The following is a 23,119-nucleotide window of genomic DNA, read 5'->3' on the forward strand; positions in this document are numbered from 1 at the left end:
AACCGAAATGGCTAAAGAAAAACTAAATATTTTACATACAGAATCATCTTGTGGTTGGGGTGGTCAGGAGATCCGAATCCTGACGGAATCCCAAGGAATGATAAAACGTGGACACAAGGTGGTTATTGTCTGTTGTCCTAGTTCTAATATCTACCGTGAAGCAAAATCTTATGGTGTGCCGGCCGTAGCCCTGCCGATTGAAAAAAAGCGGCTGTCCTGCTTTCTTGCTATGCGTCGTTGGTTGAAAAAAGAAGGCCGTCAATTTGACGTTATTAATACACATAGCTCGACGGATGCATGGTTGGTTGCTGTGGCTTGTACAACGTTAAGGCATATGCCACCAATGGTTAGAACCAGGCATGTTTCTACTCATGTTTCTAATTCAATATCAACTCGTTGGTTGTATCTGAAAGCGTGCCGGCATATTGCGACTACAGGTGAGAAACTACGCCAACATCTGCATGCCAATAATCGCTATCCATTACAGCATATGACATCAGTGCCTACCGGCATCGATTTAGATCGTTTCCGACCGGAAGATAAGAAAGTTTGCCGTCAACGGATTGGGATTCAAGATAAACCGACATTAGGTGTTGTTGCGACCATGAGAACCTGGAAAGGGCATCGCTATCTGTTGGAAAGCTGGAAAGTTCTGCACCAGAAATATCCTGATTGGCAACTTTTGTTTGTTGGTGATGGTCCACAACGTAAATCATTGGAACCTTTAGTAAAGCGAGAAGGTTTGTCAAACAGTGTCATTTTTTTAGGTAACCGTCAGGATGTTCCTGATTGTTTGAATGCGATGGATTTATTTGCATTACCTTCTTTTGGTAATGAAGGCGTGCCACAAGGCATTATGCAAGCAATGGCGTGTGGGATACCTGTTGTATCAACCTCCGTTGGTGCAATTACCGAAGCGGTAGTTGATGGTGAAACGGGTTATATCGTGGAACCCAGAAATACAGAGTTATTGACGAAAAGTTTAGAGTTGTTGATTCATAATAATGAATTGCGTTTGCAATTCAGTCATTCTTCATTAGAGCGTGCCATGGCTTTATTTGGCATGGATAATATGTTGGATAAAATGGAAAATATCTTTTTTCACAGCATTAAAGGTAAAAAACGTTAACATTATTTAGGATTTATTCTGGTCCTTATTCTTTGGCTTATGGTTTTAGGTAATGTTCAACTTATTGATATTAAATCACTTTAAAGTTGATTATTAGTTAAATCACCTTGTTGTGGTCAATCGTATACAAAATGGTTTTTTTGTATATTTTGTTGAATCTTATGGCAGATTAATTAGATAATTGTCTTATGCAGATCAAGAATATTCTGGTCATTGTTATAGCACGTTTCGGTGATACCTTACTGGTAACGCCGGTGATCCGTGCTTTAAAGCAAAAATGGCCTGGTGCGAATATTGATGTTATGGCTCATAAAAGGACTAAACAGATCCTTGAAAATACAAGTGATATCAATAAATTGACTGCTTTTTCGAAAGGTAAGGCAAAATGGTGTGGTTGGTTTACCCGTAAACATTATGATCTGGCTTTAGTATATAGTGACGATAAACCTTTATTGCAGTATGCGAAACGTAAATCACGCTTAACGGTTTCATTTTCAGATAAGTCCGCGTTGCGATCTGATTGGCTGGCTGTGGAAAAGCCAAAGGTGTTGATGCCAGCTCAACAGGAACGGGCCATGCTTGCTAGCGCGGTAGATGTTGAGGTCAATGACTGGCGGTTGAATTATTGTGTGAGTGAAAAGGAGTTACACTTTGCTGATGGTTTTATACGGCAATATCATTTAGAGAACAAGCTCCTGATTGGTTTTCAGTTACAAAGTTTCCCGGCAAAAGCTTATCGTGATTGGCCGATTGAACATTTTTACCAATTAGCGCGACACATTTGTGGCCGTTATCCCCAGTCACATATTATGTTATTAGGCAGTGTTGACGGTAAAATTGCTGCACAGTCACTGGCAAAAAGGTTAGGGGCTGAAAAGTGTACTTCATTGGTTGGTAGACTGACAATGCGACAGAATGCAGCAATAATGAGTCAACTTGATTTGTACATTGGTGTTGATACAGGGCCGACACACTTAGCCGGCGCATTAGGTATCCCGATGGTTGCTATGTATCATAGTTTCCACCCAGGCCGCTTTTTGGCACCTCAACAGCATTCGCATTTGGTGGTTATTGAACATCCGGTTCACTATATGCAAGCCACACGCAAAGACTCGATGTCTGCAATATCTGTTGAACAAGTCTGGCAGGCAACGCAAAAGTTACTAGAAACTAAGTTGTCAGGAAGAAAAGATGAAAATAGGTTTGGTTGATGTCACGGTAACTATGTCTTACGGTGGTATTCAGACGGCAGTCTGGGAACTTGCGAAAGCGTTGACTGATGCCGGTCATGAGATCCATATTTTTGGTGGAAAGGGTGATGTTCAACCAGAGCTCAATGGGAGAGCAATCCAGGTTCACACGTTTCCATTTATTCCCAGGGAGAAAGTCATTAACATTGGTCGACGTTTTCAACGTATTATTGAACGTTACTCATTTGCTCGCCATGCTCGCGATACAGTTGTTACTGAGGATTTTGACTGGGTTATTCTGACTAAGCCATTTGATTTTTTCTGGCCTCGAATGATGCCAAAAGAGAGCCGTACTAAATTTTGCTATATGAGCGGTGGCACCAGTTTTTTCAAGGGTGACAGAAAGCTGAGTAAGCGAATTTCAGCTTGGGTGGCATGCAGCCATTTTAATGCCTGGCAGATTCAGCACCATTTTAAACAATTCCCGAAGGTGATTTACAATGGTGTTGATATTAATAAATTCAGGCCGATAGACTCTTCTGTCAGAACTCGTCTTGGGATCAGTGATAAAACATTTTTGCTGACCTTTGCCGGCCGGTTGGTTGGCTGGAAAGGCATGCATGTTGCTATTGATGCAATGGCTCAGCTACAGGATAAAGATGTTAAATTGCTGATCATCGGGTCAGGTGAAGATCTGAAACGCTTAGAAAAGCGGGTTGCGCTATTACGGCTGGAAAAACAGATAATTTTCCATCCACCGGTAGGACATGATCAGTTGCCTGAATATTATGCTGCTGGTGATGCCGGGATTTTCCCCAGTATTGGTGATGAAGCGTTTGGTATCACAATTGCGGAAGCGATGGCGTGTGGCAGACCGGTGATTGCTAGTTATATTGGAGGCATACCTGAAGTTGTCGGTAACGAAAATAATTCGGGTATTTTAGTCACGCCAGGCGATGCTTCAGCAATTGCCGATGCGGTTAATTTTTTATTGTCTCAACCAGACAGGGGGCAAAAAATGGGAAAAGCAGCTCGTCAACGGATTGAAACAATGTATACCTGGGAGCATTCGGCAAATCGTTTACTGAAAGCGATAAATAATGAAGATTGCTTATATTGATCCCTATCCGGTTCCTGATTATCGGGTAGCATCATTGCAAATTTTGCAGAATGTTGATGCGTTTGCTCGCCAGGGAGCCCGCGTATATCTGGTTACGCCTGAAGGTAAAAATACCGCAGAAGAGATCTTGGGGCGCCCATTATCACCATCAGTTAGACTGATATCTTTACGCAATATCCGGCGTAAATGGTATTTTCCATTCAATACCCAAAAAATGTTCTATTTCCAGGTTTCCCATTGGTTGAAGAGAAATGGGGTAGATGCCGTTTTTACCCGTAATCTGAAAATGGCAAAGTATTTATTGTGTGAACATCCAGAAATTCCGCTATTTTTTGAAAGTCATGAGATTTTTGCCCAATCATTTAAAGAATCGCATGATTTAAGTGAAAATAAAAATCAGCGTAAATATCAGAAGCTGAGAGAAATTGAACACTTTGTTTATCGTCAGTCCAGGATTATTTTCGTTCTGACGTCGTTACTCAGTGATGATATTATTAGTGAATATAATGTCAGCACGCCAATAGTTATTGCGCCAGATGGTGTGGATATGTTGGCAGTCGAGTCGATGTCATTAGATAAACGTGTATCAGACGACGGTGAATTACCAACTCAGATCCTTTATTTGGGCAGCTTGCATCGTTGGAAAGGTGTTCCAACGGCGATTAAAGCGATGGCTTACCTTGAGAATGCAGTATTGAATATTGCTGGTGGTGAACCAGGGCAAATTCAGCAATTGCGGCAGATTGCTCAGCAAATGGGGGTTGGCGATAAAATCAATTTTCTTGGGTTTATTCAACCTAAATTACGTTTTCAGATAATTGCAGATAATGATATTTGTCTGTTGCCATTAACTAAAACCAGCATTGGCAGTCGCTATACTTCGCCACTAAAATTATTTGAATATATGGCGATGGATAAACCTGTGGTTATCTCTGATTTTCTTTCTATTCGTGATGTGGCTGATGAAAATGCGGTCAGTTTTGCTGACAGTGAGAATGCAGAAAGTTTTGCTCAACAGATTCAGTTACTGAGGGATAATCCAGAAAAAGTTAAGTCACAAATTAGTTATGCAAAAATGTTGGTGACAGAGCGTTTTAATTGGGAGCAGAGAGCAAAGCTTATTATGCAGACAATATCAAAGGATATTTCTGCATAATAATCGATTTGATAATATAGCCGAGATATCTGGTTAATCGTTTTTCTGCTGATATAGAGCAATCATCAGGCCGAATAGAATACCTATTTCATTGATATAGGTATTTTCAAAGGCTCCTCGGACAATAAACAATCCGATAAATCCCGTCAGTAGAATAATACTGGCCTGCTTTATTACACCATTGTTACGGCTAATAATATGGCTACTTGTGTACAGCGCTGAGAAGGTCATCAGTAAAGTGGTAATCAAACCAATGATTCCACCGGCAAACCAGAGTGCCAGAAAGATATTGTGGGGGCCGATGGATGTGCGATATATCCAGTCTGGATAGTCAGCAACTCGTTCATTGTAGACCTTATGATAGACTTTATTGCCATAACCGTAGCCTTTAATTGGGTTCTCTAGAATCAACTCAAAAGCAGTCCCTTGTGTGCCATTTTTATAACGATGGCTGCTATCAGTTTGAGTAAGTTTCCAAAATAATAATTGAGTATTTTCATTAGTTATTATCGTAGTGTGAGAAAGCACAACTGAAAAACTAAGGATTAAACTCGCTATTATGGTCAGCTTCCATTCCCGATTAATGATGATGATAAAAGCAGTGATGACGGCAATGGCGACCCAAGCGCCACGAGCTAAGGTACCTAATAACAAAAACAGACTGATAGCGGAAGCAACAGCCAGTATCAGCCAACTCACTAAGGTATGTTTCTTCCACAATGCCCAAGTACAAAGTAAGACCGGAAAATAGAAAATAAAACCGTAAGAAAATTCTCGGTGGTTGAAGTTAGTAAAGGGCATTTCACCCTTATTGTAGTTAATAATGTATTTACCAATATCAGTGAGGCATATTGCCAGCATACCAATGGCAAATGAGTACAGAATCATCTTGGCAATACTTTCTTTATTTTCTTTGTACAGTACCACAGGAAAAGTAAAACTGAACAATAATAGCCCATTTAAGATAGGTTTATTCATCTCTTGAAAACTCAATGCAGGATTGACGGAAATTGCTACTGAATAGAACATTGCTACGATGAATAATAGAATGGATAGAAACAGTGAATTACGCATGGAGCGTATCACTTGACGAAAATCTGTCACTAGGTAGGTTAGTGCTGTAATGCCAATAAGCACGATAACCAGATTTTTATATCTCGTTATATCAGGTAGATAAACAAGGGCTATATAAATCCCAATGATGGATAAATTCCATAATGACCTTTTATCATGACTTTTAATATTAAACATATTCATTAATCTGCTTTCATTTCTGTTGGGTTTAGTTGGAAATAATACATGAAAAGATTATCTTAATCTGCTCAGATGCAATAGAGCTTAAGCAATATACATAGTTAGGAGTTATCACCATGCCAGAACTACCAGAAGTAGAAACCAGCCGGAGGGGAATAGAGCCACATCTGGTGGGGAATGTGATCCAGTATGCGGTAGTCAGGAATGGTCGGTTACGTTGGCCGGTGGCGGAAGAAATTATGAAGTTGAGTGACCAGCTTGTGCTTAGCATTCAACGCCGGGCCAAATATTTGCTGATTGAACTGGCAAGTGGTTGGATTATTGTCCATTTGGGGATGTCGGGCAGCTTGCGTATCTTGCCAGAGGAACGCCCTGCGGAGAAACACGATCATGTGGATTTAGTGATGGCAGATGGTAAGGTTTTGCGTTATACCGATCCCAGACGATTTGGTGCGTGGTTATGGAGTGATGATCTTGAGCGGTGCTCGGTATTGGCTCATTTAGGGCCTGAGCCACTTTCTGATGATTTTAATGGTTCTTATCTCTACACCCGATCAAGTAATAAAAAAACCTTGATTAAACCCTGGCTAATGGATAACAAACTGGTTGTTGGCGTTGGTAATATCTATGCGAATGAAGCGTTGTTTACTGCCCATATTCAGCCGGATCGTCCCGCGCATACTTTAACTGAGCGTGAAGCTAATTTACTGGTGGAAACGATTAAGAAGGTTCTACAACGATCTATTGAGCGGGGTGGTACGACACTCAGAGATTTCCTGCAATCTGATGGTAAACCGGGCTATTTTGCTCAGGAATTGTTTGTTTATGGCAGAGCAGGAGAACCATGCCGAATTTGTGGTGAAAAAATAGAGAGTATTAAGCTTGGGCAGCGCGGTACTTTCTTTTGCCGTCACTGTCAGTATTAGTTGATATCGGATAATTAGGGGAGGCGTTGCATAGGGAATATTCTACTTTGTGCCGCCTCCAGTGAACGGAGTAAATTACTTGCCCAGTTTTTTTAGCATGGCTTGGGCGACAGGTTCTGGCAGGAATGATGAGATATCGCCATCGTGGAGAGCGACATCTTTAATCAAGGATGAAGAGATAAACGAGAGATTTTGTGATGGCAGCAGAAAAACGCTCTCTAATTCTGGCATAAAGTGGCGGTTCATATTGGCAAGCTGCCATTCATACTCAAAATCGGATACTGAACGAAGGCCACGGATAAGGATATTGGCTTGCTGTTTTTTGGCGAAATTAGCCATCAATTCACAAAAACCTACCACCTCCACATTATCCAAATGTGAGGTCACCTCTTTTGCCAGGGTAATGCGCTCATCCAGAGTAAACATAGGATTCTTTCTGGCACTGTTGGCGATAGCAAATAGAACATGGTCAAACATATCCGCGGCGCGGGTGACAATATCGATATGACCGTAGGTAACAGGATCAAATGTTCCGGGATAAATGGCTTTGGTTTTCATCAATTTTTACCCTTTTGTTGTCTCTTTTCCCACAATGCGACGTACTTATTAAACGTATATTGAGCATTGACAATAGCCAATACTAACCCTTGTTTACCATCAAGAAAGCCAGCTCGCAACAGCCAGGTTTTAAAAAAAGCCCCAAAAGTGTGACTGAAAATTGAGAAATAACCGCACTGTTTACCTTGTTCATAGCGCTGTTCCGCCCAGGCTTTAGCATAATTTAGCTGTTTTCTCTGAAATTCCATCAAATCACGGCAAGTAAGATGAAGTAAATCCCCTTGCAAAATAACGATTGGAGCGCCATGAGTTTCAAGGGATTCATGAACTTGATTATCATTGTATTGATAACGATCACGGGCGTAGAGACGAATGACCCTATCTGGGTACCAGCTGCTGTGTTTCATAAAGCGGCCAAGGAACAAGTTACGGCGGGCACAACTGTAGACTTTATTGTTATCAATATGTGCCAGAGTCTGTTCTATGGATGCTCTGAGTTCTGATGTTACGCGTTCATCAGTATCGATCATAAAAATATAATCGCCAGAAGCGTATTGCTGAGCTAGCTGACGCTGACGACCAAATCCCGGCCAGTGAGTATTGGAGAATACTTTTGCACCCATTGCCTGTGCTATCTGGCAGGTATCGTCTGAACTACCAGAATCGAGCACGATGATTTCATCAGCCCAACGGACTGAGGTCAGACAATCTGCTATCAGATCCGCTGAATTCTTAGCGATCATGACAACGGAAAGACGTTTTTTGTCACTCATTCAGTGGCTCCGAGGTGGGAGATAGGGTTCCAGCAGTTTAAGTAGACGTTGAAGAGCCCCCTGATTTTCATGCAGTACTTCTGCTGCGTGGCGACCATAATACAGACGATAATCTTCGTCAGTCAGCAAGCTATTGATCTCGGTGAATAAAGAGTGGCTGTCAGTAACGGTAATCAGACCATTAGCCTGATTCAGCTTGGTGCAGATATCCTTAAAGTTAAAGGTATGAGGACCCATCAGCACCGGAATAGCATGGGCCGCCGCTTCTAGCGGGTTGTGGCCGCCACGTTCAACCAGGCTGCCACCAACAAAAGCCAGATCGGCAATACCATAGAGCAGCATCAGTTCCCCCATCGTATTGCCGATAACTACCTGAATATTGGCGTCAGGGATTTTATCAGAACTGCGAAGAATATAGCTGAGTCCGGCTTTCTTTGTTAATTCTTCAGCTTTAATAAAACGTTCAGGGTGGCGTGGTACCAGGATCAGCAGCAGGCTTGGACATTGTTTCAGTAATTTGCAATGAGCATCTAGAATAATACTCTCTTCTCCATCATGGGTGCTGGTGGCTATCCAGACAGGACGGCGAGCAGCCCATTGGCGCCGTAATGTCACTGCTTTGGCTGCCAATTCAGGTGTTACTGAGATATCGAATTTCAAACTGCCAGTGATAGTCAGTTGAGAGCGTTTTAGACCCAGTTCAACAAAACGTTCACCATCTTCCGGATTCTGAGCGGCAATTAAGGTAATGCTGCGCAAAATTGTTTTTATGAAATTCCCTACTTTTTGATATCCCTCAGCGGAACGTGCAGACAAACGGGCATTAGCAATGACCAGAGGAATGTTACGTTGGTGAAGTTGGAAAATCAGATTAGGCCAAAGTTCTGTTTCCATAATAATGACTAACTTTGGATTAACTTGATTGAGAAAGCGCTCCATAGAACCGGGGAGATCGTATGGCAAATAGACGTGATTAACATCATTTCCCAGAGCAGAAAGCACTCTTTCTGAACCCGTTGGCGTCATCGTTGTCACGGTAATCGGTAAAAAAGGATAGTGATGGCGCAAGGCTCTGACTAAAGGGATGGCGGCCAACGTTTCACCAACGGAAACGGAATGGAGCAGGATGCCTCCAGCGGCAACTTTACCGGCACAGAAACCGTAGCGTTCACCCCAGCGCTGACGGTAAGCAGGGGCTTGGCGGCTGCGGAGCAATAAACGCAACCAAATCAGAGGTTGGATAAGGTAGAGAAGTACCTGATATAAACGCAGTAACATTCTATCAAATTCACTTATATAAATTAGTGTCAATAGTATCACATTGCTTCAAAGAAAGTATGAAAATGCGTATGGCTTCTAGGATCTGAACAGAATTGGAGAGGTAAATTAGGATTTTTGCGTAAGATCGTGCTTCTATTATATGTGAAGGTAGAGTGGATTTTTTGCAGCTTCTGCACATGGTTGCGGCAGTTTTCTCTTTTATCTGTATCTTTATACTGGGAATGTAATGAGTAAATTACACACTCAATTTGACCGTATTCTAATAATAAAGTTACGACATCATGGTGATGTATTATTAATTACACCGGTTATTAATACCCTTAAGGATAATTATCCAGCGGTGGAAATTGATGTTTTACTCTACAAAGAAACCGAACCAATATTGGCTAATTTTTCTGCTGTGGATAATCTATTTTCTATAGATAGACAATGGAAGAAACAGGGAATTAAAACACATTTGGGTCATGAATGGAGATTACTTAAACGATTAAGGCATCGTCAATACGACCTGGTTATTAATCTTACTGATCAATGGTATAGTGCATTTGTGACCCGATTTACCGGCGTAAAAGTGCGTATTGGGTTTGATTTAGCAAAACGACGCAGCCTATTTTGGAAAAAATGTTTCACAAATCTTGTGCCGACAGAGCATAGTCAGTTTTTGCATATTGTTGAGCAAAATTTGTCAGCTCTTTCGCTGTTAAATCTTCCGTTAATCAACACTACAGTGACGATGAGTTACCGCCAGCAGGATAAAGAGGCTGTTTTGATGCTTCTTGATAAGCATGGTGTAGATCAAAAATATATTGTTGTGCAACCAACATCCCGCTGGTTTTTTAAATGTTGGGATGAAAAAAAGATGAGCGAAACGATTAATGCATTGCAGTCTGATGGTTGGACAATCGTTGTTACCTCCGGGCCAGATCGTAAGGAGGAAGAGATGGTAGAGAAGATTTTATCAAATTGCCCAAAAGAGAGAGTGATTTCTTTTGCCGGCCAATTAACTTTGCCTCAACTTGCAGCGCTGATTGATGGGGCCAATTTATTCATCGGGATGGATTCTGTTGCCATGCATATGGCAGCTGCGTTAAAAACACCGGGTATCGCTTTATTTGGGCCATCAAAGTTAGTATTCTGGCGTCCGTGGGAAGCGAAAGGTGAAGTTATTTGGGCTGGTGATTATGGTGATTTACCTGATCCTGATGATGTTGATACTAAAACGGATATACGTTATCTGAATGTCATTCCCAGTGAGATGGTTATTGCTGCCGCCCGGAGAAATTTATTATGAAATTAGTACGTCTTGCGATTGTTCGGCAGAAATATCGTCCGGATGGTGGTGCAGAACGTTTTGTCTCCCGTGCCTTAGAGGCTTTAGGGAATGAAAATTTAGAGCTTAACGTTATTACGCGTTCCTGGCAGGGAGACGTTAATCCTGATTGGCATGTTCATTTAGCAAACCCTCATAAGTGGGGGCGCATCAGCCGTGAGAGAGGATTTGCCAAAGCTGCCAAAACAATATGGGAACAAGAGCAATTTGATCTTGTTCAAAGTCATGAACGCATTGCCGGTTGTGATATTTATCGTGCGGGTGACGGCGTTCATCAGCGCTGGCTACAGCAGCGTGCGCGTGTTTTATCTCCTTGGCGGAGCAAATTACTTTTTACGAGTCGTTACCATCGTTATGTGATGGATGCTGAGCAAAAGATGTATTCTGCACCGGAATTAAAAATGGTTATTTGTAACTCGGAAATGGTAAAAAGGGAGGTCATGACGGATTTTGGGCTTTCTGAGGAAAAAATATCGGTTATTTATAATTCGATAGACAATAAACAATTTTTCCCGGCAACGGAATCTCAGAGAACACAATTAAGGAAAGAGCATAACCTTCCCTTGCAGGCTAAATGTTTAATTTATGTTGGTTCGGGGTTTGAGCGAAAGGGATTAAAAGCCGCGATTCAGGCAGTGAGTGCGACTGATGCTTATTTAATAGTTGTGGGGCAGGATAAAGAAGAGAAGAAATATAAGCAGTTAGCTAATTCACTGGGATGTAATGAGCGCATCAGGTTTATGGGAGTCCAGAAAAGGACATTGCCTTTTTATCAGCTTGCAGATGGTTTGTTGCTACCGACCTTATATGATCCGTTTCCAAATGTGATACTAGAGGCAATGGCTTGTGGGCTTCCGGTAATAACCAGTACGACATGTGGTGGTGCTGAATTTATTACCTCTGGGAATAACGGGTTTGTATGTGATGCTTTGGCTGTTTCAGATATTACGGAAGCTATTCAGAATACGCCTTCGGATCATTTGAATAATAAAATGTCAGAATTAGCGAGAACAGGAATACTCTGTTATACACCGGAACATTTATCACAACAGCTCATTGGATTATACGAAAAGGTGCTCTCATCATCATGAAAGGACATATATTATTTATCATTGATGGATTACCTGGTGGCGGTGCGGAAAATGTCACTATCCGGCTTTGTGATGGTCTGCAACAGAGAGGATATGATGTTACGCTGCTCTCTTTGGCGGAGAAATGTGAATATTCAGTACCGAGTGGTATTGAACTGATCATTGATGTTGATGGATACAGAGGGCCTTTTAGAAGACAGACTGAGATTTGCCGTAGGGCTAAATCTATGGATAAGGTTTTGGAAAAAGTTTTTCTTCGCAAGGGAATCCCTACGCTGATTGTCTCAAACTTGCATAAAACTGATCGTATTGTCGTGCAATCAAAAGTGTTAGCGGGGTTAAATGTATGGTTTTGTATTCATGGCGTATTTTCAAACTCATATCTTGGTAATAAGACGGGATTATCTCGCTGGATCAAGAAACAAAAAATCAAGTGGACATATAATAACCGGAATTTAATTTGTGTATCTGATGCTGTAGGGAAAGATTTAAAGAATAATTTGTTACTTACGCCTAATGAAATGGTGACGATTTATAACCCTTTCAACATCCCAGATATTAAAGAAAAATCTCTGCAAAATAACCTATATTCGGATGAAACCTATTTATTACATGTTGGTAGATTTCACCGGGTTAAGCGGCACGATCGTTTATTAGAAGCGTTTGCGAAAGCAGATATTCCATGTAAGTTATTGATTGTTGGCCACGGAGATGAGGCTATTACTCAACAGATAAAGCAGAAGATTGTGGATTTAAACTTACAATCTAAAGTTATTTTAACGGGATTCCTTGAAAATCCATTACCTGTTATCCGTGGAGCTAAAGCGGTTGTTTTGAGTTCTGACAGTGAAGGATTAGGGAATGTGTTAATTGAATCGTTGATTTGTGATACCCCCATTGTCAGCACGATGTGCCCTGGTGGCGTTAATGAAATTATGGTTGGTGAGCTGGAAAAATATAAATCAGAGCTAACAACTGATTCACTTGCAGAAAAAATGAAGTTTGTCTATTATGAACCGCCTGTAATTACCAAGGATATGTATAAGAAGTTTGATTTAGATATTATTTTGGCAAAATATTTATCCTTAATGAAATGAAGAAGTAAGAATGGTTATATGTATTTTTCAAGTTTGGTTATTAGGATAAGTTAATGGATAAAAAAGAGTTCCAGAAATTAAGAGAACTTAATAGAAGAAAAAACAATTTTCCGAAAGTTCTAACATTTCATAGCGTTTTTTATTGATAAGATTAGATACGAAATATAGGATTTAATGAGATATAGAACTGCTATATATATGATAAGATAATTGCACTATTTCATAGATCTGCGTACTATAAAACCATCATTTTATTCTATTGTGGGCATATTCTGATGACTCGACCTGCATTTATTATCACTATTGATACTGAGGGTGATGACCTGTGGCAAAATCACGGTCAGATCTCGACAAAAAATACTCATTATTTACCAAGATTTCAGCGCTTATGTGAACGTTTTGGTTTTAAGCCAGTTTGGTTGACGAACTATGAAATGGCAATGGATGATTTATATATTGAATTTGCTAAAGATGTTATTGCCAGAGGACAGGGGGAAATTGGTATGCATTTACATGCCTGGAATAATCCACCACTTGTTCCTCTTACCGACGATGACATGCGTTATAAACCTTATCTGATTGAATTTCCAAAAGAACAAATTAGAGCCAAAATTGATCTGATGACTAAGTTATTGGAAGACAAACTACAGATTAAAATGTTAAGCCATCGGGCAGGTCGTTGGGCATTTAATGAATATTATGCTGAATTGCTGGTGGAATATGGTTATCAAGTCGATTGTTCAGTAACACCACGGGTTAATTGGCGTTTCACCAAAGGCGATCCTAATGGCAACGGTGGAACTGATTATCGTCACTTTCCATCTTATGCCTATTTTGTGGATTTGCAGAATATTGCTAAAGAAGGTGACTCTTCTTTGCTGGAAGTTCCTATGAGTATTCAATATAAGCACTCTGCGCTGATGAATTTCCTTAAACAGAAATATGATAGCTTACGTGGGAAACAGCGTTCTCCATCTGTTAACTGGTTAAGACCAAAAGGGGGCAATTTGGAACAAATGAAAAAAGTTGTCCAACAGGCATTAGCAGAAGGCAGTGATTATATTGAATTTATGTTGCATTCATCTGAATTTATGCCTGGTGGTAGCCCAACATTTAAAAATGAAGAACAGATTGAATTACTTTATCAGGATCTGGAGGCACTCTTTAACTACTTACAGCCACAGGTTCGAGGAATGACATTGGCTGAATATTATCAATTTAAGAAGTCATCATGATTAATAAAATAGAGATTCACTTATACCCTATGGATTCCAAGATGCATCGCGACGGCAAGGGAACGAATCCCCGGGAGCATAGATAACGATGTGACCGGGGTGAGTGAGTGCAGCCAACAAAGAGGCAACTTGAAAGATGACGGGTATAATTTTGGGCAGATAATACTGCCCAAATTGGGTGAAATAGGCGTCTGCCAGAAACGCCTCAGATTTAATAATTAATCAGCCATATTTTTTTGAAGATGAGCTAATACTTTCGATGGTGTAATACTTTTGATATTCCCATCTTCCGCTTTTAAAGATATTTGTTCTTTGCCATAGCCACCAATGAGTCCTGGATCTGTCGGACCAAACAACGTGATATTAGGACGATCCAATGCGGCAGTGAGATGGCTCAGGCCAGTATCAACGGAAACAACCGCTTTTGCACCGGCCAACTCTTGGGCGACTTGTGCCAAAGTCAGCTTTGGTAATACTTCCACCTGAGAGAAGTTTTCCGCCAGTCTCAGCGCACGTTGGTATTCATGTTCTGCGCCCCAAGGGAGCTTAATTTTCATACCCGTTGGCTGAATTTCAGCAATAAGTTGTCTCCAATGGCTTTCCGGCCAATGTTTTTCATCGCGAGTGGTGGCATGGAGAAAAACCAGATAATCGCCCTGATTTTCTAGTTTCTGCTTTAAAAAATGACGGGCAATCCCATAATCGCCCTGTGCCGCCGGTTTGGTATAACCCAGGCTGACAGCAAACAGTTCTCGAATGCGCTCTACGGCGTGCTGTTGCTTGCTGACCGCATGACAGCAATCATAAAAAAAACTCGCTAATGGCTCACGGATACTTTTGCGGTTGTAACCATGTTTAGGACCATAAGCGAGTCGGGTTACCAGAAATGCGCTTTTTAATAACCCTTGAGCATCGATGATGGCATCATATTGATGTAATTTTAATTTTTCTTTGAATAAACGACGTTCTGCACGAATTTCTGGGCTAAACCAGTTTTTACGCCAGCGGCGAATAGCAACAGGAATAATTTGATCAACCGCACTGTGCCAGCCGGGGATTTGAGCAAAACCTTCCTCTACTACCCAATCAAAACGGACGTCAGGTAAGTTTCTTTCTGCATCAGTCAGTGCAGGGAGCGAGTGGAGGACATCGCCCATAGAAGAAGTTTTGACCAATAAAACCCGCATTAACTCTGGTTCTCCGCTTGTAATAATTTTTCTAGAGAAGTGATAACTTGCTCTGGCTGAATATCAATCAGGCTCTGGTGATAGCCATGTGCACTGTCACCTTTTCTGACTTTATGATAGCCAGTAATAAGACGGATAACTTCCGCTTTATCGGATAATGGTGGAGTAAAATCTGGGCTACTTGGGCCGTAAAGCGCAACCAGAGGGCGATTAAGTGCTGCGGCAACATGCATCAAACCAGAATCGTTGGTCACAATGGCATCACAGGCCGCGATAATATTGACGGCCTGTTCAAGAGAAGTTTGTCCGGCAAGATTGATACAGTGTTCACAGGCTTCTTTAGTCAGTGAGTTGCGGATATCCTCTCCACTTTCGTGATCTTTGGCAGAGCCAAAGAGCAGAATTTGATACCCCTTTTTAGTAATAAGCTGTTGAGCTAACGCGGCATAATGATAATGCGGCCAGCGTTTCGCCGGGCCAAATTCTGCGCCGGAGCAAAAACCGATGATAGGCCGATGATCAGAAATATTGAATGCCGCGGTGGATTCAGCAATATCTTCGTCACTGACATCCAGTTGAGGCCAAAGTAATGGTTGAGGCAGCTCTGCCGCACTACTGGGTTTTGCATCGTAAGCCAATGCGGCATAGCGTTGAACCATTAATGGGAAGGCTTCTTTATTCAATGTACGAATATCATTGAGCAATCCATATCTCATTTCACCGCGCCAGCCAGTGCGCAGAGGAATATTGGCGAAGAAAGGCACTAAGGCAGATTTGAAAGAATTTGGTAGCACATAAGCGCGATGATATTTACGTTCACGTAGGGCGACCCCCAAACGGCGGCGTTCACCCAATGCCAGTGCGCCATGTCCTAATGGCATAGCTAATGCTTGATTGACCTCCGGCATTTTGTCCAGCAGTGGGCGGCACCAGGCTGGAGCCATCACATCAATTTCTGCATTAGGATGCAAAGCCTTTAACGTCCGGTAAAGGCTTTGCGACATCATCATGTCACCCACCCACGAGGGGCCGATTACCAATATTTTCATAGTGAGTAGATTACTTATCCTGATTGAGCCAATGCATATATTCCGTTACCCCTTCGGCAACGGTTTTGAATGGCTTATCATAACCCGCCGCACGAAGTTTGGTCAGATCTGCTTGCGTGAAACGCTGATAACGACCTTTCAGATGTTCAGGGAAATCAATATGCTCAACAGTGAGAGATTTATCTTTATGGCATTCAACAACCGCATCCGCAACCGCTTGGAAAGATTCAGCACGACCCGTTCCACAGTTATAAATACCGGAAACGCCGTTTTTCCAGAACCAAAGATTAACCGCCGCGGCATCACCAACATAAATAAAATCACGTTGAAAGCCTTCACTGCCGGCGAATAGTTTTGGGTTTTGTCCCTGATTGATTTGATTATTCAAATGAAAGGCAACGCTAGCCATACTCCCTTTGTGCCCTTCACGTGGTCCATACACATTGAAATAACGGAAACCACAAATTTGTGAATCAGCTTGAGGCAGGATCTCCCGGACATATTGGTCGAATAGAAATTTAGAGTAACCATAAACATTGAGCGGTTTCTCATATTGACGCTCTTCGATAAAATTATCAGTACGGCCGCCATAGGTTGCTGCTGAGGAGGCGTACAGGAAAGGAGTGCCGCGTTCAAGGCAATAATGCAGCAATTCTTTGGAATATTGATAGTTATTATCCATCATATATTTGCCATCCCACTCGGTTGTGGATGAGCAAGCGCCTTCATGGAAAATAGCGTCAATATCACCGAAGTCATCACCGGCCAGAATACTGGCAATAAACTCTTCCTTGTCCATGTAATCAGCAATATCCAAGTCAGCCAGATTGATGAACTTAGTACCATCTTTCAGATTATCTACGACCAGAATATCTTTATATCCTTCGTCATTTAGTGCTTTGACAATATTGCTACCAATAAATCCAGCACCGCCAGTGACAATAATCATCCGACTCACCTCTACAATCGGGTTAATGAAGCAAATTGCTTCTATAATAACATCTAACATCCATGACGACAGTAGCTTAAGCAGGGGAATATACTGAAATATTATGGTGATTCAGGTTGCATGACGTGACGGATACAGCAAAGTTAATATTATCTGCCTGATAGTGTCGTCAGTAGCCTGATCAATGAGTAAAATATCTCACAACCCTTCATTTATAAATCAGGAGAAAAATAAATGTCAGCATCATTTTATCAGCAAATTAATGAACAATTAGAACAAGCCCATTCGGATGGGTTGTTCAAAAATGAACGTATCATCACTTCTGCACAAAATGCTGACATTGCTGTAGCCGATGGCAGCCACGTTATTAACTTCTGCGCAAATAACTACTTAGGTTTGGCTAATCACCCTGAGCTTATTGCCGCGGCTAAAGCGGGAATGGATAGCCACGGTTTTGGTATGGCATCTGTTCGTTTTATTTGTGGAACTCAGGATACTCATAAAGAGCTGGAGAGAAAACTGGCAGAATTTTTGGGTATGGAAGATGCTATTCTTTATTCTTCTTGTTTTGATGCTAATGGTGGTTTATTTGAAACGCTATTTGGGCCGGAAGATGCCATTATCTCTGATGCGTTGAACCACGCTTCTATTATTGATGGTGTCCGTTTATGCAAAGCGAAGCGTTATCGCTATGCTAATAATGATATGCAGGAACTGAGAGCACAATTAGAGCAAGCGAAAGCAGATAATGCACGTCATATTGTGATTGCAACCGATGGTGTGTTCTCAATGGATGGTGTGATTGCTGATTTGAAGTCTATCTGTGATCTGGCTGATGAATTTGATGCAATGGTTATGGTGGATGACTCCCATGCTGTTGGTTTTGTTGGTGCTCATGGCCGTGGTACTCACGAATATTGTGACGTAATGGATCGCATTGACATCATTACCGGCACATTAGGTAAAGCGTTGGGTGGTGCTTCCGGTGGCTATACCGCGGCACGTAAAGAAGTTGTTGAGTGGCTGCGCCAGCGCTCACGTCCATATCTGTTCTCTAACTCACTGGCTCCGGCGATTGTCGCGGCATCCATTAAGGTGCTGGATATGCTGAAAGAGGGAGATGCATTGCGTGATCGTTTGTGGAAGAACGCTAACCTGTTCCGTGAAAAAATGACAGCCGCAGGTTTCACTTTGGCGGGGGCTGACCATGCGATTATTCCGGTCATGTTAGGTGATGCGAAATTGGCACAGGAGTTTGCCGCAGAATTACTGAAAGAAGGCATTTATGTTACTGGTTTCTTCTATCCGGTAGTCCCTAAAAATCAGGCCCGTATCCGCACGCAAATGTCAGCAGCGCATACGGAAGAGCAAATTGAACGAGCAGTTGCGGCGTTCACGCGCATTGGTAAGCAATTAAATGTAATTGCATAAGGCATCTCTATGAAAGCATTGTCAAAGTTAAAGGCAGAAGAAGGCATCTGGATGATCGATGTGCCCGAGCCAGAGCTGGGGCACAATGATGTGATGATCAAAATCCGTAAAACAGCGATTTGTGGTACGGATGTGCACATCTATAACTGGGATGATTGGTCACAAAAAACCATTCCTGTACCTATGGTTGTTGGTCATGAGTATGTCGGCGAAGTTGTTGCTATTGGTCAGGAAGTAAAAGGTTTTAAAATTGGTGACCGGGTGTCTGGCGAAGGGCATATTACTTGTGGTTACTGCCGTAACTGTCGTGGTGGCCGTACTCACTTATGCCGTAATACCATTGGCGTAGGGGTAAACCGCGCTGGTTGTTTTGCTCAATATCTGGTTATTCCTGCATTTAATGCGTTCAAAATCCCAGATAACATCTCTGATGAGCTAGCTTCTATTTTTGACCCATTTGGCAATGCTGTTCACACCGCGCTCTCGTTTGATCTGGTTGGCGAAGATGTGTTGGTTTCTGGTGCAGGCCCAATTGGTATTATGGCGGCGGCAGTGTGTAAACATGTTGGCGCGCGTCATGTTGTTATCACCGACGTTAACGAATATCGCCTTGAGTTGGCACGTAAAATGGGCGTCACCCGTGCGGTGAATGTCAGTCAGGAAAATCTGACCGATGTCATGGCGGAATTGGGCATGACCGAAGGTTTTGATGTCGGCTTGGAAATGTCCGGCGCTCCGGCGGCGTTTCGTACCTTATTAAATACCATGAATCACGGCGGTCGTGTTGCACTGTTGGGCATTCCGCCATCAGATATGGCAATTGATTGGAATCAGGTGATTTTCAAGGGCTTGTTTATTAAAGGAATTTATGGCCGTGAGATGTTTGAAACCTGGTATAAAATGGCTACATTAATTCAGTCTGGTTTGGATCTGACACCCATTATCACTCACCGGTTCTCTATTGATGATTTCCAGAAAGGCTTTGACATCATGCGTTCAGGGCAGTCTGGTAAAGTTATTCTGAACTGGGATTAACCGATCGAATCAGTTATCACTAAAATTAATAGGCGCTTTTAGCTCTTGAGCGCCTGTTTTTTTATTAGTTGTTATACAAAGTATAATAAGTTTGACACATTGCAATAAAGTTATATTATGTATAAACAATCTGTTGGAGTGATTCTATGACGATTACAATCAAGAAATGGGGTAACAGTAGCGGAATTGTTATTCCTGCTGTTTATTTGAAACAGATCGGCGTTAAAGTTGGCCATGAACTGGATATTGAGGTGAAAGGCGGTAGTTTGTTGCTTAAGCCTGTATCTCGAAACTATACATTGGCAGAACTGATAGCGAAATGTGATCCCAGTTCTCCAATGGAGACGGAGGAGTCAATATGGGGTACAGATAACGCGGTGGGTAATGAAGTATGGTAAAACGGAAAAGTGTATTCCATCGTGGCGATATAGTCAGTCTAACGTTAAACCCAGTTGTTGGTGGGGAGGTCCGCGGAGAAGCCAGACCAGCTTTGATTTTGTCGTCCAAAGAATTTAATGAGTTAGGGATGGTTTTAGTTTCTCCAATCACTCAGGGCGGCAATTTTTCACGACATCGAGGATTTACAGTTACCCTATCAGGGACAGGTTCCAAGACACAGGGTGTTGTATTATTGAACCAAATAAGGATGGTTGATATTGTTGGGCGAGATGGAAAGTTCATAGAGAAAGTTGATCAGGTTGTAGTTGATGAGGCATTAGCAATATTGCAAGCTATCATCGAATAAATAGAAATAATAAGATAATTAGCCATTTCTTAAAATGAATTTCTATTCTGTTTTATCCTGAGACTTATCTCCGGTCAGTTTCTGGATATATTGGCCCATCGTGTTCACAATAGGATTATCAACCAGAGTATCGCCAATAACTGCCAGATAATCTTGGCTGGTAACTGTAATGGGTGCCTCTTTTATTTCACACAGCTTGCCCCATTTATGCTGATTATCACCAACAGGTTTGCCACTTAACAACCTACTTGGACTGACTAACTCAATATCAGCGGGAAGCGTTGGCAGCATCTGCTGTAATGCACGAATGGTTGTTGAATGAGGATGACCGATAGCAATAGCGGAACCATTCTTACGGGCAATGGAAATCGCACGGTTTAACTGATGGCGAGTTTCCGCTTCTGATTGCACATCATCTAGGAAAACATTACGGCGGATAACACGAACAGGCGTGCCTTGTGCAGCCTTTGTTGCTTGAGTATTGCTAATCGTCACGCTGTCGAGAAAATAGAGGTTATAACCAGACAGTGAATGCATCACTTTCTGCATTCCCGGCAAGCTCGAAGTCATAGCACTACCCATATGGTTATTGATCCCTACAGCATAAGGAACTTTTTGTATTGCACGCTGGATGATGCGGTCAATATCTTCACTGCTCATGGTTGGTTGGAGAGTATCCGGCTCTAGCAATTGCTTACTTAAAGGTGCCATTGGTAGGTGGATTAAGATCTCCCGCCCTTGTTTATAGGCTTTTTCGGCCATCTCCCTGCCATGCGATGAATCCGGCAGAATGGCGATAGAAACCGCAACAGGCATTTGCAATATTTTGTTTTCGTTATGAGGACGGTAACCGAAGTCGTCGATAACAATTGCCAGACGGGCTGCACTGGCTTGTAGGCTCAAGAGAAGCAGGGCGGTAATACCAATGAGTTTTGCGAGTTTGCGTTGTCTCACCTGATTATCTCCCAAGCCATGGTTGTGGGTTTACCGCTCTTCCTTGACGGCGAATTTCAAAATAGAGTGCGGGTTGCTGCTGACCGCCACTGCTACCGACCAATGCAATAGGTTGTCCAGCCCGAACTTGCTGGCCGACCCTGACTAGGGCACTCTGATTATAGCCATAGAGGCTCATATCACCTTTACCATGCTCTATAACGACAACCAGCCCATAGCCTTGTAGCCAATCAGCCAGTAAAACCCGACCATCGGATATCGCTCTGACTTCCGTACCTTCTGTGGCTGAAATCACCATGCCTTTCCAGCGTAATTCGCCTTGCAGCGCTTCACCAAACTGATGTATCACCTTACCGTGGACAGGCCAGATTGCCTGACCAGCCGGACGACCAAGGCCACCGGTACGCGCCATCAATGCGCGTTCATCTTCAGTCGGTTTATAGCTTGAACCTTTTTGCTGTGCTTGCTTCTGTTTTGCGGCAATCTGGGCACGGACACGGGCGGCTTCTTTGGCTTCTCGTTCAGCACGTGCTTTCGCTTCCTGTTCTGCCTTGGCAATTTTATCTCGCAGACGGGTTTCATTTTGTTTTAGTTCAGCGAGATTTTTTTGGTCTTTCTTTAAGGAAGATTCCAGTTCAGACAAAGTTTTTTGCCGAGCGTTGCGGGCCACTTCCATCTGCTGTTTCTGCTGCTGCTGTTCAGTCAGCACTTGCTTCTGCTCTTCCTGTTTCTGCTGCTCAAGCTTTTTCTGTTCAGTTAAATCAACGGCTGTTTGCTCAAGTTTAACAATGGTGTCCTGACGGGCTTGATTAAGGTAGCTATAGTAAGCGAGTATGCGCTCACCTCTCTTTCCCTCTTCTCCTCTGAACATGAGTTCAAGCCCTTGATGTTGCCCTTGACGAAATGCAGCATCCAATTGGCGTGCCAGCATATCTCGTTGCGCTTTTTGTTGTTTTTCCAGTTTTTTGATATTGGAGACTAGAACGGCAATCTCTTTATTCAGCTTACTGAGTTGAGTTTGAGTGTTGTGTAGAGATTGACCAATTTTGGAAATGGTATTTTCCTGATCTTTCAACTGATTTAGCAAAGAACTCCGTTTTTGCTGCTGTTGTTGCACACTTTTCTCTTTCTCCGCGATGTTTTGTTGGAGATCTTTCAGCTGATTTTTATTGGCGATAATTTGATTCGCAAAGGTATTAAAGCTGAAAATAACCAACAGGAAAGCATAGAACAATAAGGCACAGATATCATTCCGCCGTGAGTTCTGATTGCGCCGATAATTACGGCTATGCATTTCCTTGTTGTCAGCCATTTCTGTAAATATACCTTGCTACTGTATGCACTAGATTATTTCATGATGAACAAAGAGTTACCAGATGCTACGCTGATTTTTTACACTTTAGATAATGCTGTCTTAACATCGAAATCGAATATACCCGTTATCTTTCAAGTTGCCTCTTTGTTGGCTGCACTCACTCACCCCGGTCACATAGTTCTATAAACATATTAGCCTATTTATCGTTGAAATTCCCGCATACATACATTTAGTGTGACAGAACATATGCTGGTAATGTACTTAAGGTGCTTCATTTTCAGGATATTTTTATTTTTTCTCGAAACTCTCCGCAA

General features: G+C 42.2%; 24 protein-coding genes. 15 read left to right on the top strand and 9 right to left on the bottom strand.

All coding sequences use genetic code 11. The features are described from left to right. Positions 1-7: 7 nt before the first annotated feature. From CKY02_RS16025 to CKY02_RS16040, 4 genes are all read left to right on the top strand, one after another. Positions 8-1,129 (top strand): glycosyltransferase family 4 protein, encoded by a 1,122-nt coding sequence (locus CKY02_RS16025; RefSeq protein WP_112896066.1) that lies wholly within the window; start codon positions 8-10, stop codon positions 1,127-1,129. Between the two features lie 188 nt (positions 1,130-1,317). Continuing rightward, positions 1,318-2,340: a glycosyltransferase family 9 protein gene (locus CKY02_RS16030; protein ID WP_112896067.1), complete on the top strand. Its 1,023-nt coding sequence runs from the start codon at positions 1,318-1,320 to the stop codon at positions 2,338-2,340. Next, positions 2,321-3,439, top strand: coding sequence for a glycosyltransferase family 4 protein (locus CKY02_RS16035; RefSeq protein ID WP_112896068.1), 1,119 nt, complete (start codon positions 2,321-2,323; stop codon positions 3,437-3,439). Before CKY02_RS16030 ends, CKY02_RS16035 begins: the two co-directional genes overlap by 20 nt. Beyond that, on the top strand, positions 3,420-4,595 hold the full coding sequence (locus CKY02_RS16040) for a glycosyltransferase family 4 protein (RefSeq protein ID WP_112896069.1): 1,176 nt from the start codon (positions 3,420-3,422) through the stop codon (positions 4,593-4,595). The genes CKY02_RS16035 and CKY02_RS16040 overlap by 20 nt, the downstream gene beginning before the upstream one ends. Before the next feature lie 33 nt (positions 4,596-4,628). Here CKY02_RS16040 and rfaL read toward each other — a convergent pair whose 3' ends face one another. Further along, positions 4,629-5,846 (bottom strand): O-antigen ligase RfaL, encoded by a 1,218-nt coding sequence (gene rfaL / locus CKY02_RS16045; RefSeq protein WP_112896093.1) that lies wholly within the window; start codon positions 5,844-5,846, stop codon positions 4,629-4,631. Positions 5,847-5,965: 119 nt separating this feature from the next. Between rfaL and mutM the strand changes: the two genes are divergently transcribed. Then, positions 5,966-6,775: a bifunctional DNA-formamidopyrimidine glycosylase/DNA-(apurinic or apyrimidinic site) lyase gene (gene mutM, locus CKY02_RS16050; RefSeq protein WP_112896070.1), complete on the top strand. Its 810-nt coding sequence runs from the start codon at positions 5,966-5,968 to the stop codon at positions 6,773-6,775. A gap of 75 nt (positions 6,776-6,850) precedes the next feature. On the opposite strand, the gene coaD is transcribed toward mutM, so the two are convergent. Genes coaD through waaA form a run of 3 tightly spaced genes read right to left on the bottom strand, consistent with a single transcriptional unit; the run spans position 6,851 to position 9,384 of the window. Then, positions 6,851-7,333 (bottom strand): pantetheine-phosphate adenylyltransferase, encoded by a 483-nt coding sequence (gene coaD / locus CKY02_RS16055; protein WP_112877822.1) that lies wholly within the window; start codon positions 7,331-7,333, stop codon positions 6,851-6,853. Further along, the gene (locus tag CKY02_RS16060; protein ID WP_112896071.1) at positions 7,333-8,106 is read right to left on the bottom strand and encodes a glycosyltransferase family 2 protein; all 774 of its coding nucleotides are present in this window, start codon (positions 8,104-8,106) and stop codon (positions 7,333-7,335) included. Before CKY02_RS16060 ends, coaD begins: the two co-directional genes overlap by 1 nt. Continuing rightward, a complete protein-coding gene (gene waaA / locus CKY02_RS16065) occupies positions 8,107-9,384 on the bottom strand; it encodes a lipid IV(A) 3-deoxy-D-manno-octulosonic acid transferase (RefSeq protein ID WP_112896072.1) in 1,278 nt (425 codons plus the stop codon). A 229-nt stretch (positions 9,385-9,613) separates the two neighbouring features. Here waaA and rfaQ point away from each other — a divergent pair, with 229 nt between their 5' ends. From rfaQ to CKY02_RS26365, 5 genes are all read left to right on the top strand, one after another. Further along, positions 9,614-10,678 (top strand): putative lipopolysaccharide heptosyltransferase III, encoded by a 1,065-nt coding sequence (gene rfaQ / locus CKY02_RS16070; protein ID WP_112896073.1) that lies wholly within the window; start codon positions 9,614-9,616, stop codon positions 10,676-10,678. After that, positions 10,675-11,808 carry a glycosyltransferase family 4 protein gene (locus CKY02_RS16075; RefSeq protein ID WP_112877818.1) on the top strand — a complete coding sequence of 378 codons (1,134 nt, stop codon included), beginning with the start codon at positions 10,675-10,677 and terminating at the stop codon, positions 11,806-11,808. Before rfaQ ends, CKY02_RS16075 begins: the two co-directional genes overlap by 4 nt. Further along, positions 11,805-12,905: a glycosyltransferase gene (locus tag CKY02_RS16080; protein ID WP_112896074.1), complete on the top strand. Its 1,101-nt coding sequence runs from the start codon at positions 11,805-11,807 to the stop codon at positions 12,903-12,905. The genes CKY02_RS16075 and CKY02_RS16080 overlap by 4 nt, the downstream gene beginning before the upstream one ends. Before the next feature lie 275 nt (positions 12,906-13,180). Continuing rightward, the gene (locus CKY02_RS16085) at positions 13,181-14,140 is read left to right on the top strand and encodes a polysaccharide deacetylase family protein (protein WP_112896075.1); all 960 of its coding nucleotides are present in this window, start codon (positions 13,181-13,183) and stop codon (positions 14,138-14,140) included. Positions 14,141-14,230: 90 nt separating this feature from the next. After that, positions 14,231-14,362 carry a hypothetical protein gene (locus tag CKY02_RS26365; RefSeq protein WP_274382178.1) on the top strand — a complete coding sequence of 44 codons (132 nt, stop codon included), beginning with the start codon at positions 14,231-14,233 and terminating at the stop codon, positions 14,360-14,362. Here the strand turns inward: CKY02_RS26365 and rfaC are convergent. The 3 genes from rfaC to rfaD are packed head-to-tail and all read right to left on the bottom strand — an operon-like array spanning position 14,359 to position 17,325. Then, positions 14,359-15,327: a lipopolysaccharide heptosyltransferase RfaC gene (gene rfaC, locus CKY02_RS16090; RefSeq protein ID WP_112896076.1), complete on the bottom strand. Its 969-nt coding sequence runs from the start codon at positions 15,325-15,327 to the stop codon at positions 14,359-14,361. The two genes, CKY02_RS26365 and rfaC, sit on opposite strands and share 4 nt — an antisense overlap. Next, on the bottom strand, positions 15,327-16,376 hold the full coding sequence (gene rfaF / locus CKY02_RS16095) for an ADP-heptose--LPS heptosyltransferase RfaF (RefSeq protein WP_112896077.1): 1,050 nt from the start codon (positions 16,374-16,376) through the stop codon (positions 15,327-15,329). Before rfaF ends, rfaC begins: the two co-directional genes overlap by 1 nt. Positions 16,377-16,386: 10 nt before the next feature. Next, positions 16,387-17,325, bottom strand: coding sequence for an ADP-glyceromanno-heptose 6-epimerase (gene rfaD / locus CKY02_RS16100; protein WP_112896078.1), 939 nt, complete (start codon positions 17,323-17,325; stop codon positions 16,387-16,389). Between the two features lie 234 nt (positions 17,326-17,559). Here rfaD and kbl point away from each other — a divergent pair, with 234 nt between their 5' ends. The 4 genes from kbl to CKY02_RS16120 all read left to right on the top strand — a co-directional run bounded on the left by kbl (position 17,560) and on the right by CKY02_RS16120 (position 20,536). Beyond that, positions 17,560-18,756, top strand: a complete 1,197-nt coding sequence (gene kbl / locus CKY02_RS16105) for a glycine C-acetyltransferase (protein WP_112896079.1) — start codon at positions 17,560-17,562, stop codon at positions 18,754-18,756. Between the two features lie 9 nt (positions 18,757-18,765). Continuing rightward, positions 18,766-19,791 carry an L-threonine 3-dehydrogenase gene (gene tdh, locus CKY02_RS16110; protein WP_112896080.1) on the top strand — a complete coding sequence of 342 codons (1,026 nt, stop codon included), beginning with the start codon at positions 18,766-18,768 and terminating at the stop codon, positions 19,789-19,791. A gap of 146 nt (positions 19,792-19,937) precedes the next feature. Beyond that, complete coding sequence (locus CKY02_RS16115) at positions 19,938-20,189, top strand: AbrB/MazE/SpoVT family DNA-binding domain-containing protein (protein WP_112896081.1); 252 nt, start codon at positions 19,938-19,940, stop codon at positions 20,187-20,189. Beyond that, positions 20,183-20,536 (top strand): type II toxin-antitoxin system ChpB family toxin, encoded by a 354-nt coding sequence (locus CKY02_RS16120; protein WP_112896082.1) that lies wholly within the window; start codon positions 20,183-20,185, stop codon positions 20,534-20,536. The genes CKY02_RS16115 and CKY02_RS16120 overlap by 7 nt, the downstream gene beginning before the upstream one ends. Positions 20,537-20,578: 42 nt before the next feature. On the opposite strand, the gene CKY02_RS16125 is transcribed toward CKY02_RS16120, so the two are convergent. Next, complete coding sequence (locus CKY02_RS16125; protein ID WP_240002066.1) at positions 20,579-21,490, bottom strand: divergent polysaccharide deacetylase family protein; 912 nt, start codon at positions 21,488-21,490, stop codon at positions 20,579-20,581. A 4-nt stretch (positions 21,491-21,494) separates the two neighbouring features. Next, complete coding sequence (gene envC / locus CKY02_RS16130; protein WP_112896084.1) at positions 21,495-22,802, bottom strand: murein hydrolase activator EnvC; 1,308 nt, start codon at positions 22,800-22,802, stop codon at positions 21,495-21,497. Positions 22,803-22,844: 42 nt separating this feature from the next. On the opposite strand from envC, the gene CKY02_RS24775 reads away from it, so the two are divergent. Next, positions 22,845-22,991 (top strand): hypothetical protein, encoded by a 147-nt coding sequence (locus CKY02_RS24775; protein ID WP_167405320.1) that lies wholly within the window; start codon positions 22,845-22,847, stop codon positions 22,989-22,991. Positions 22,992-23,119 lie beyond the last annotated feature (128 nt).

Origin of the sequence: Photorhabdus bodei (genome assembly GCF_003287735.1) — a bacterium.
Classification (GTDB): domain Bacteria; phylum Pseudomonadota; class Gammaproteobacteria; order Enterobacterales; family Enterobacteriaceae; genus Photorhabdus; species Photorhabdus kayaii.

What these genes read in the sequence shown, in the direction of transcription:
- CKY02_RS16060 (WP_112896071.1), bottom strand. Translation starts at nt 8,106, where the DNA reads ATGAGTGACAAAAAACGTCTTTCCGTTGTCATGATCGCTAAGAATTCA.
- CKY02_RS16075 (WP_112877818.1), top strand. Translation starts at nt 10,675, where the DNA reads ATGAAATTAGTACGTCTTGCGATTGTTCGGCAGAAATATCGTCCGGAT.
- waaA (WP_112896072.1), bottom strand. Translation starts at nt 9,384, where the DNA reads ATGTTACTGCGTTTATATCAGGTACTTCTCTACCTTATCCAACCTCTG.
- rfaC (WP_112896076.1), bottom strand. Translation starts at nt 15,327, where the DNA reads ATGCGGGTTTTATTGGTCAAAACTTCTTCTATGGGCGATGTCCTCCAC.
- rfaQ (WP_112896073.1), top strand. Translation starts at nt 9,614, where the DNA reads ATGAGTAAATTACACACTCAATTTGACCGTATTCTAATAATAAAGTTA.
- rfaD (WP_112896078.1), bottom strand. Translation starts at nt 17,325, where the DNA reads ATGATTATTGTCACTGGCGGTGCTGGATTTATTGGTAGCAATATTGTC.
- CKY02_RS16115 (WP_112896081.1), top strand. Translation starts at nt 19,938, where the DNA reads ATGACGATTACAATCAAGAAATGGGGTAACAGTAGCGGAATTGTTATT.
- CKY02_RS16080 (WP_112896074.1), top strand. Translation starts at nt 11,805, where the DNA reads ATGAAAGGACATATATTATTTATCATTGATGGATTACCTGGTGGCGGT.
- rfaL (WP_112896093.1), bottom strand. Translation starts at nt 5,846, where the DNA reads ATGTTTAATATTAAAAGTCATGATAAAAGGTCATTATGGAATTTATCC.
- rfaF (WP_112896077.1), bottom strand. Translation starts at nt 16,376, where the DNA reads ATGAAAATATTGGTAATCGGCCCCTCGTGGGTGGGTGACATGATGATG.
- CKY02_RS24775 (WP_167405320.1), top strand. Translation starts at nt 22,845, where the DNA reads ATGATGAACAAAGAGTTACCAGATGCTACGCTGATTTTTTACACTTTA.
- CKY02_RS16030 (WP_112896067.1), top strand. Translation starts at nt 1,318, where the DNA reads ATGCAGATCAAGAATATTCTGGTCATTGTTATAGCACGTTTCGGTGAT.
- CKY02_RS16085 (WP_112896075.1), top strand. Translation starts at nt 13,181, where the DNA reads ATGACTCGACCTGCATTTATTATCACTATTGATACTGAGGGTGATGAC.
- tdh (WP_112896080.1), top strand. Translation starts at nt 18,766, where the DNA reads ATGAAAGCATTGTCAAAGTTAAAGGCAGAAGAAGGCATCTGGATGATC.
- kbl (WP_112896079.1), top strand. Translation starts at nt 17,560, where the DNA reads ATGTCAGCATCATTTTATCAGCAAATTAATGAACAATTAGAACAAGCC.
- CKY02_RS16025 (WP_112896066.1), top strand. Translation starts at nt 8, where the DNA reads ATGGCTAAAGAAAAACTAAATATTTTACATACAGAATCATCTTGTGGT.
- CKY02_RS16120 (WP_112896082.1), top strand. Translation starts at nt 20,183, where the DNA reads ATGGTAAAACGGAAAAGTGTATTCCATCGTGGCGATATAGTCAGTCTA.
- envC (WP_112896084.1), bottom strand. Translation starts at nt 22,802, where the DNA reads ATGGCTGACAACAAGGAAATGCATAGCCGTAATTATCGGCGCAATCAG.
- CKY02_RS16040 (WP_112896069.1), top strand. Translation starts at nt 3,420, where the DNA reads ATGAAGATTGCTTATATTGATCCCTATCCGGTTCCTGATTATCGGGTA.
- coaD (WP_112877822.1), bottom strand. Translation starts at nt 7,333, where the DNA reads ATGAAAACCAAAGCCATTTATCCCGGAACATTTGATCCTGTTACCTAC.
- CKY02_RS16035 (WP_112896068.1), top strand. Translation starts at nt 2,321, where the DNA reads ATGAAAATAGGTTTGGTTGATGTCACGGTAACTATGTCTTACGGTGGT.
- mutM (WP_112896070.1), top strand. Translation starts at nt 5,966, where the DNA reads ATGCCAGAACTACCAGAAGTAGAAACCAGCCGGAGGGGAATAGAGCCA.